Annotated in this window: 8 protein-coding genes; 5 read left to right on the forward strand and 3 right to left on the reverse strand. The window is 67.6% G+C overall.

The features are described 5' to 3' along the window. Window positions 1–171 precede the first annotated feature (171 nt). Window positions 172–348, reverse strand: a complete 177-nt coding sequence (locus tag ACFU53_RS44770; RefSeq protein WP_384005742.1) for a hypothetical protein — start codon at window positions 346–348, stop codon at window positions 172–174. Between the two features lie 90 nt (window positions 349–438). Beyond that, window positions 439–1,599, reverse strand: a complete 1,161-nt coding sequence (locus tag ACFU53_RS44775) for an ROK family protein (RefSeq protein WP_384005744.1) — start codon at window positions 1,597–1,599, stop codon at window positions 439–441. Window positions 1,600–1,770: 171 nt separating this feature from the next. On the opposite strand from ACFU53_RS44775, the gene ACFU53_RS44780 reads away from it, so the two are divergent. The 4 genes from ACFU53_RS44780 (at window position 1,771) to ACFU53_RS44795 (ending at window position 6,259) form a co-directional block, all read left to right on the forward strand. Next, window positions 1,771–2,670 carry a carbohydrate ABC transporter permease gene (locus ACFU53_RS44780; protein ID WP_384005746.1) on the forward strand — a complete coding sequence of 300 codons (900 nt, stop codon included), beginning with the start codon at window positions 1,771–1,773 and terminating at the stop codon, window positions 2,668–2,670. Between the two features lie 18 nt (window positions 2,671–2,688). Beyond that, entirely contained in the window at window positions 2,689–3,639 is a 951-nt protein-coding gene (locus ACFU53_RS44785; protein ID WP_384005748.1) for a carbohydrate ABC transporter permease, read from the forward strand. 10 nt (window positions 3,640–3,649) lie between these two features. Further along, window positions 3,650–4,993 carry an ABC transporter substrate-binding protein gene (locus tag ACFU53_RS44790; RefSeq protein WP_384005749.1) on the forward strand — a complete coding sequence of 448 codons (1,344 nt, stop codon included), beginning with the start codon at window positions 3,650–3,652 and terminating at the stop codon, window positions 4,991–4,993. 63 nt (window positions 4,994–5,056) lie between these two features. Further along, a complete protein-coding gene (locus ACFU53_RS44795; protein ID WP_384005751.1) occupies window positions 5,057–6,259 on the forward strand; it encodes a Gfo/Idh/MocA family protein in 1,203 nt (400 codons plus the stop codon). Between the two features lie 40 nt (window positions 6,260–6,299). Here ACFU53_RS44795 and ACFU53_RS44800 read toward each other — a convergent pair whose 3' ends face one another. Continuing rightward, a complete protein-coding gene (locus ACFU53_RS44800) occupies window positions 6,300–6,995 on the reverse strand; it encodes a L,D-transpeptidase family protein (RefSeq protein WP_384005753.1) in 696 nt (231 codons plus the stop codon). A gap of 134 nt (window positions 6,996–7,129) precedes the next feature. Between ACFU53_RS44800 and ACFU53_RS44805 the strand changes: the two genes are divergently transcribed. After that, window positions 7,130–7,615 carry a carboxymuconolactone decarboxylase family protein gene (locus ACFU53_RS44805; RefSeq protein WP_384005755.1) on the forward strand — a complete coding sequence of 162 codons (486 nt, stop codon included), beginning with the start codon at window positions 7,130–7,132 and terminating at the stop codon, window positions 7,613–7,615. The last annotated feature ends 38 nt before the right edge of the window (window positions 7,616–7,653 follow it).

Below are 7,653 nucleotides of genomic sequence, written 5' to 3' on the forward strand. Positions count from 1 at the left end.
ACTCCCCGCGCCCTGAAGGGGCGCGGGACTGTGTTCGATATGCGGCTCCGCCGCGGGGGCGCGACACGCCACATCGGAGTCGCGGTCGGCCGCCCACCGAACCCGGCAGACGAAACCCCGCATCGCCTCACTCGGCGGAGCGCATCGCCTCACTCGGCGGAGCGCACCGGCTCAGTCGGCGGAGCGCGCCGCCCACTCGAGGACGAGCCGCTCGTACTCGCTCCGCTGCTCCCTGTTCAACGTCCCACCGCTCCGGAACCAGAGCGCCCGGATCTCCTCGTTGACCTCGGCGGCCGTTCGCGCCGGTACTTCCGATCTTTCCAGGACGACATCAGGGGTAGTGGACATGGTGTAAACCATATGTCCTCGAACGTGAAGCCGATGTGAGTAAAGGTCCCACTCCAGACATTACGGACCGTGAAGCTGATCACTCTGCGTTTACGGCTCCACGGTCCCGAGTACGAGCACCTGAATGGCCAGCACGGCCGCTCCCCGCGCCCAGTCATGGAAGTCGGACACCTTCGTCTCCAACGGGACGGGCGCGGACAGCGGATGACGATGGGCGCGGACAGCCTCGTCCACGACATTCCCCGCCACCCCCATCAGCCCCACCCCCTCCCCCGCGAGCAGGATCTTCTGCGGCATCACGAAGTTGGCGATCTGGGCCACCAGCGTCCCCAGCGCCCGCCCCGCCTCCCCGATGACCCGCACACACATCGACTCCCCCTCGGCCGCACCGGCCAGGATCTCCTCGTACGTCATCTCGCGCCCGGTCGCCGCCTGGACCTGGTACCGGATGCTGGGGATGCTCAACAGCGAGACGGCGCTGCCGCGCTCCCCGTCGGGGGTGAGCGGGCCGGCGGGGTCCACGATCCAGTGGCGGCCGAACCCGCGATCCTCCTCGGCGTACGCCACCCGCTTGCCGCCCAGTACGAGCCCGTAGCCGATGCCCGCGCCGATCGTGAGGACGACGAACCGGTCGACTCCGCGCCCCGCGCCGAACCACGTCTCGGCCTCGACGAGCGCGGCGACGTCGTTCTCGACGACCACCGGCAACCCGGTGCGCTCCTCGACGAGTTCGGCCAGCGGGACATCGCGCCACGACAGGAAGGGTGACTCCCCGACCACCGCGCGGCGCCGTACGAGACCGCCGACCCCTATGCCGATACCGGCGAGCGAGGGGTGCGTGTGCGCGAGTTCGGCGGCCATCCCGGCCAGCAGGTCGGCCACCCGCTCCGGCTCGTGCGTGGTGAGCGGACGGTCGTAGCGGGTGACGATCTCGCTCCGGAGCGTGGTGACCACGCCGTACACCATGTCGTCGGTGATCTTGAAGCCGATGAAGGAGCGGGACTCGGCGACGATGTCCAGCGGCTGCGAGGGGCGCCCCTGCCGGATCTCGGGGAGCGCGGCACCCTCGGCGGTCTCGACCAGCAGTCCCGACTCGATCAGCGGTTTGGTCAGCCGGGTGAGGCTGCCCGCGGACAGGCCGAGCCTCCGGGCGAGCTCCGTGCGCGAGAGCGGTCCGTGCACGAGCACCTCGATCGCCACCGCGCGTTCCCCGGGACTGAGCGGCAGCCAGCTGGCAGCGAGTGCGGTCATGAGGGTCAGACTCCCACACCAGATTTCTTCCGTCATGGAAACAACAAGCTTACTCCGGGCTCACAGACACCCCTTCCAAAAGATGTTCACCTACCTCTTGACGTCACAATTCTTTTGCGACGAAAGTAAGTGACCTGAGTCTGAGGCAACGCCGCCGATGAGGGAGCACCGATGACCATCGCCTCCAGCAGTCCACCGACCCGTCGGCGAGGCGACGGCGCCCTGGCCGCCGTCTTCATCGCCCCGGCGATGCTCGGCTTCCTGGTCTTCCTGCTCTGGCCGACGCTGCGCGGCATCTACCTGAGCTTCACCCGCTTCAACCTGCTCACCCCGGCGGAGTGGGTGGGCCTCGACAACTACGTCCGGATGGTCAACGACCCCATCTTCTGGGACTCGTTGGCGGTCACGGTCGAGTACGTGGTCCTCAACATCGGTGTGCAGACGGTCGCCGCGCTCGCCATCGCCGTACTGCTCCAACGACTGACCCAGTCCGCGCTGCTGCGCGGCATCGTGCTCACGCCGTATCTGATGTCGAACGTGGTCGCCGGTCTGGTCTGGCTGTGGATCCTCGACACCCAGCTCGGCATCGGCAACGAGATCATCGGCGCCCTCGGCGTCGACCGCATCCCGTTCCTCGCCGACGAGACCTGGGCGATCCCCACCATCGCCCTGATCAACGTATGGCGGCACGTCGGCTACACCGCGCTGCTCCTCTTCGCCGGGCTCCAGGCCATTCCGAACGACGTGTACGAGGCGGCCAAGGTGGACGGCGCGAGCGAGTGGCGGATGTTCTGGCGGGTCACCATGCCGCTGCTGCGCCCGGTGCTGGCCGTGGTGCTGATCATGACGGTGATCGGTTCGTTCCAGGTGTTCGACACCGTGGCGGTGACCACGGCGGGCGGTCCCGCGAACGCGACGAACGTGCTGCAGTTCTACATCTACGGCTCCGCCTTCGGCCGCTTCCAGTTCGGCTACGCCTCGGCGATGTCGGTCGCCCTGCTGGTCGTGCTCAGCGCGATCACCGTCCTGCAGTACCGGCTCACCAGGGCCGGCCAGAGCGACCTCGGCTGACTGAAGGGAGACACCGACATGGCTGCCGTGACGACCACGTCGACGCCACCGGCTTCGACACCGACACCGACGCCGGCAGTTCGGCCGGCGGGACGCGGGTTCTCCTTCGGGCGGGCCGCCGCCTGGACCGTGATGGGCCTGATCGTGCTCATCACCCTGCTGCCGTTCTACTGGATCCTGCGCACCGCGCTCTCCACCAACGCCGGGCTCAACGCGGACCCCGCGAACCCGCTGCCCGTCGATCTCACCGGCAGCGGCTTCGAGCGGGCCCTCGGTCTGCAGTCCGCCGAGGAGGCGATCGCGCAGGGCGGGGCGGGCGGCGGGCTCGACTTCTGGCGGTATCTGCTCAACTCGGTGATCGTGTCGACGCTGATCACCGGGTGTCAGATCTTCTTCTCCGCGATGGCCGCGTACGCCTTCGCGCGGCTGCGCTGGCGCGGGCGGGACCAGGTGTTCGGGCTGTTCCTGGCCGGGCTGATGGTGCCGACCATCTTCACGCTGCTGCCGAACTTCGTGCTCATCAAGCAGCTGCACCTGGTGGACTCGCTGCTCGGCATCGCGCTGCCCAGCCTCTTCATGACGCCGTTCGCGGTCTTCTTCCTCCGGCAGTTCTTCATGAACATCCCCCAGGAGGTCGAGGAGGCGGCGCTGCTGGACGGGGCCGGGAAGGTCAGGGTCTTCTTCCGGGTGATCCTGCCGATGGCGTCCACCCCGATCCTCACGCTGTCCGTACTGACGTACATCACCTCCTGGAACGACTACTTCTGGCCGCTGATGGTCAGTTACAGCGACGGCTCCCGGGTGCTGACGGTGGCGCTGGCGATCTTCCGGGCGCAGACCCCGGCGACCGGCGTGGACTGGTCGGGGCTCACGGCGGCGACGCTGATCGCCGCGCTGCCGATGCTGGCGCTCTTCGCCGCGTCCGCCCGCCGCATCGTCAGCTCCATCGGCTTCACCGGGATCAAGTGAGGGAACACTGATGCGACTTCGTACGCTGACCGCATGGGCCGGAGCGCTGACGCTGTCCCTGGTGACCGGCTGCGCCCAGGGCGACGGCACCGGGGCGTCCTCGAACACGGTGACGTACTGGCTGTGGGACGCCAACCAACTACCCGCCTACCAGGCCTGTGCGAAGGGGTTCGAGAAGGAGAACCCCGGACTGGACGTGAAGATCACCCAGTTGGGGTGGAGCGACTACTGGACCAAGCTCACCGCCGGGTTCATCGCGGGCACCCAGCCGGACGTGTTCACCGACCACATCCAGAAGTTCGGCCAGTTCGCCGATCTGCAGGTGCTGGAACCGCTCGACGACCTGGGCATCGAGGAGTCCGACTACCAGCCGGGGCTCGCCGCCAACTGGATCGGCCGGGACGGCCACCGCTACGGCGCCCCGAAGGACTGGGACACCGTCGCGCTCTTCTACAACAAGGAGATGGTGCAGGACGCGGGCCTCACCGCCGACGAGGTGAACGGCCTCTCCTGGAACCCGGAGGACGGCGGCACCTTCGAGAAGGCCGTAGCCCACTTGACCGTCGACGGCGAGGGCAGGCGGGGCGACGAGCCCGGCTTCGACAAGGACGACGTCAAGGTGTACGGCCTGGCGAGCAACGGCGGGGGCTATGCCGACGGGCAGACCCAGTGGAGCCCCTTCGCCGGGTCGGCGGGGTGGAGCTACACGGACAAGGCGCGCTGGGGCACGAAGTACCAGTACGACAGCGAGACCTTCCAGTCCGTGATCAAGTGGTACTTCGGGCTCGCGGAGAAGGGCTACATGGTTCCCTTCGCCGACTACAACGTCCAGTCCAACCAGGCCAACACCCAGATCGCGGCGGGCAAGGCCGCCGTCACCTTCGACGGCGCCTGGATGATCTCCACCTACGACGGCTTCAAGGGCATGGACATCGGCGCGGCCGTCACCCCGGCCGGCCCCACCGGCAAGCGCGCCACCATGATGAACGGCCTCGCCGACTCCGTCACCAAGGCCTCCGAGAACAAGGTGGGCGCCCGGAAGTGGGTGGCGTATCTGGCCTCCGACGCCTGTCAGACCGTCGTGGGTGAGTACGGAGTCGTCTTCCCCGCCACCCCCGCCGGCACCGAGGCCGCCGTCGCCGCGTACGAGAGGAAGGGCCTCGACGTCTCGGCCTTCACCGAGCCGGTGGCCGACAAGAAGGACTTCCGGACCTTCTCCTACCCGATCACCAACTACGCGGCGGACGTCACCGCGCTCATGCAGCCCGCGATGGAGGACATCTACGGCAACGGAGCGCCGGTGAGCGGCCTCGACGAGACCAACGACCAGATCAACCTCATTCTCGACCAGTGACCAGTGACCAGTGACCCGGCCGGACCCCGGCTCATCACTCCACCAGTGAAGGACATTCCTTACATGACGTTCTCCCTCGGCATAGTCGGCGCCGGCCAGTTCTCCGGCCAGTTCGCCACGCTGTTCCAGGCGCACCCCGGCGTCGGCGACGTCTACGTCACGGACCTGCTGCCCGAGCGGGCCGAAGAACTCGCGGCCGCCCAGGGGCTGGCGGGCACCTTCCCGTCGTACGAGGCGATGCTGGAGTCACCGGCGGTCGACGCGGTCGCGATCTTCACCCAGCGGTGGACGCACGGGCCGCTGGTCCTCCAGGGACTGGGGGCCGGCAAACACGTGTACTCGGCGGTCCCCATGGCGATCACCGCCGACGAGATCGCGGCCATCATCGACGCGGTCAGGGCGACCGGGCTGACGTACATGATGGGTGAGACGAGTCAGTACAACCCGGCGACCGTGCACGCGCGCAACCAGATAGCGGAGGGCGCCTTCGGGCGGATCTTCTACGCCGAGGGCGACTACGTCCACGACATGGACCTGGGGTTCTACGAGGCCTACCAGTACAGCGGCGGCGAGGACTGGAAGCGGACCGCCAGCTATCCCCCGCTGCTGTACCCGACGCACTCGGTGGGCGGGGTGCTGGGCGCCTGGCAGACGCACGCGGTGAGCGTGTCGGCGATCGGGGTCGTGGACGGGCGCGGGGACGGGGTGTTCGACAAGGAGGTCAGCCAGTTCGGCAACGACTTCTCCAACGCGACCGCGCTGTTCGAGGTGGCGGGCGGCGGCTCGTTCCGTACCAACGAGTTCCGGCGGGTCGGCTACCCCTCGCAGATCCGGGAGTCGCGTTTCCGGTTCTTCGGCACGGACGCCAGCATGGAGCAGCTGGCCACGGTGGCGTTCTGGCAGGACAAGAAGGGGGTGACGGACATCAGCGAACTGCTGGAGCCGAAGCCCACCCTGTCCCCCGACGATCCCTCCCTCCAGCACATCGCGCCGGATCTGCGGGCCGCCTTCACCTCCGGTTCGGCGCCGGTGCACGACCGGGCGCGGCTGCCGCGGGAGTTCGACCAGCTGCACAACGGGCACGAGGGCAGCCACCACTTCCTGGTGGACGACTTCGTGACCGCCGTCAACACCGGGACGCTGCCGTCGGTGAACGCGTGGGTGGCGGCCCGCTACACCCTGCCGGGCATCGTCGCACACGAGTCCGCGCGGCAGGGTGGGGTCAGGCTGGAGATCCCGGACTTCGGGGACGCGCCCGAGGCGTGACGTTTCACCACCGTCGACCGGCCGGGCTCCTGCTTTCCTGTCAGGTGCCCGGCTTGCGGCCGTACACGTAGACGTCGTCGCCCTTCTTCAGCAGCGACCAGTACTTCTTGGCGTCGGTCTTGGTCATGTTGACGCAGCCGTGGGAGCCGGGCGGGTTCCACATGCTGACGCCGACGGAGTGGAAGGCCTGGCCACCGTCGAAGAACTGGCTGTAGGGCATGGGCACGTGGTAGATCGACGAGACGTGGTCGATGTTCCGCCAGTAGATCTTCTTCAGGCCGGTGCGGGTCTCGTAGCCGTCACGGCCGGTGCGGACCGGCACGGGCCCGTAGACGAGCTTCTTGCCGTCCTGGATCCAGCTCAGCTGGAGGGTGAGGTCGACGCAGGCGATGCGGCCCTTGTTCACCGGGCACTTGCCGGCCTTGTTGGGGTTCTTGCCCACGGCCTTCTGCTTGTTCATGAGGTCCATCACGCCCCAGGTGACGGATCCCGCGTAGCCGATGTTCGGTGTGATGCCGTGCTTGGTCTGGAAGGCCTTGATGGCCTTGCAGTCAGCAGCGGACTGCTTGCCGTCGACCGTCCGGCCGAGGAACTTCTCCACCTGCTTCTGGTACGGCCCCGTCGACGCCGTACAACTCGCCGCCTGCGCGGGCGCGGTGCCCAACGCGAGCGTGAGCGGTGTCAGCAGTCCGGTGATGGTGAGTGCGACTGCGCCTCTTCTGCCTATGTCCCCCATGGCTGGCCTTTCCCTTTCGCGAGCTCTGCTGGTCCTGCCTTCCTAGACAGGCGATCGGGGGCGACGGTTGTGAGAAAGCTCGCGTCGAGACGAAACAGTTACACAGCCGGGAATTCGGATATAGAGTTCTCCCCATGAGCAACAGTGATCCCATATCTCGTGTGGCCCTCAAGAAAATCACCCCCGATGTGTCCGGAGCGATGGGCTCCCTGCACGGTGCCGCCGTTTCCGCGGCTCGGGACGCGAAGGTCGAGCCCGAGATCCTCGAACTGATCAGGATTCGCGCCTCGCAGATCAACGGCTGCGCGTTCTGCCTGGACATGCACACCAAGGACGCCCGCGCGCAGGGCGAGACCGAGCAGCGGATCTACGCGCTCAGCGCCTGGCGCGAGACCCCCTTCTTCACCGCCCGCGAGCGCGCCGCCCTGGCGTTGACCGAGGCGGTGACCTTGGTGCATGACGGCCATGTGCCCGACGACGTCTACGCGGCGGCCGCGGACGTCTTCGACGAGGCGCAGGTCGCGGCGCTGATCTGGGCGGCCACCGTGATCAACGCGTACAACCGGATCGCGGTCGCGACACGGATGGCACCGGGGGCCTACCAGCCCGTGCAGAAGTAGTCCCACGACCTCCGAGAACGACTTTTCAACAATTAATG

The organism is Streptomyces sp. NPDC057474 (genome assembly GCF_042802555.1).
GTDB lineage: Bacteria > Actinomycetota > Actinomycetes > Streptomycetales > Streptomycetaceae > Streptomyces.

Bases quoted from the DNA above. Each gene is read 5' to 3' on its own strand.
- ACFU53_RS44780 (WP_384005746.1), top strand. From the start codon at position 1,771: ATGACCATCGCCTCCAGCAGTCCACCGACCCGTCGGCGAGGCGACGGC.
- ACFU53_RS44795 (WP_384005751.1), top strand. From the start codon at position 5,057: ATGACGTTCTCCCTCGGCATAGTCGGCGCCGGCCAGTTCTCCGGCCAG.
- ACFU53_RS44775 (WP_384005744.1), bottom strand. From the start codon at position 1,599: ATGACCGCACTCGCTGCCAGCTGGCTGCCGCTCAGTCCCGGGGAACGC.
- ACFU53_RS44790 (WP_384005749.1), top strand. From the start codon at position 3,650: ATGCGACTTCGTACGCTGACCGCATGGGCCGGAGCGCTGACGCTGTCC.
- ACFU53_RS44805 (WP_384005755.1), top strand. From the start codon at position 7,130: ATGAGCAACAGTGATCCCATATCTCGTGTGGCCCTCAAGAAAATCACC.
- ACFU53_RS44800 (WP_384005753.1), bottom strand. From the start codon at position 6,995: ATGGGGGACATAGGCAGAAGAGGCGCAGTCGCACTCACCATCACCGGA.
- ACFU53_RS44770 (WP_384005742.1), bottom strand. From the start codon at position 348: ATGTCCACTACCCCTGATGTCGTCCTGGAAAGATCGGAAGTACCGGCG.
- ACFU53_RS44785 (WP_384005748.1), top strand. From the start codon at position 2,689: ATGGCTGCCGTGACGACCACGTCGACGCCACCGGCTTCGACACCGACA.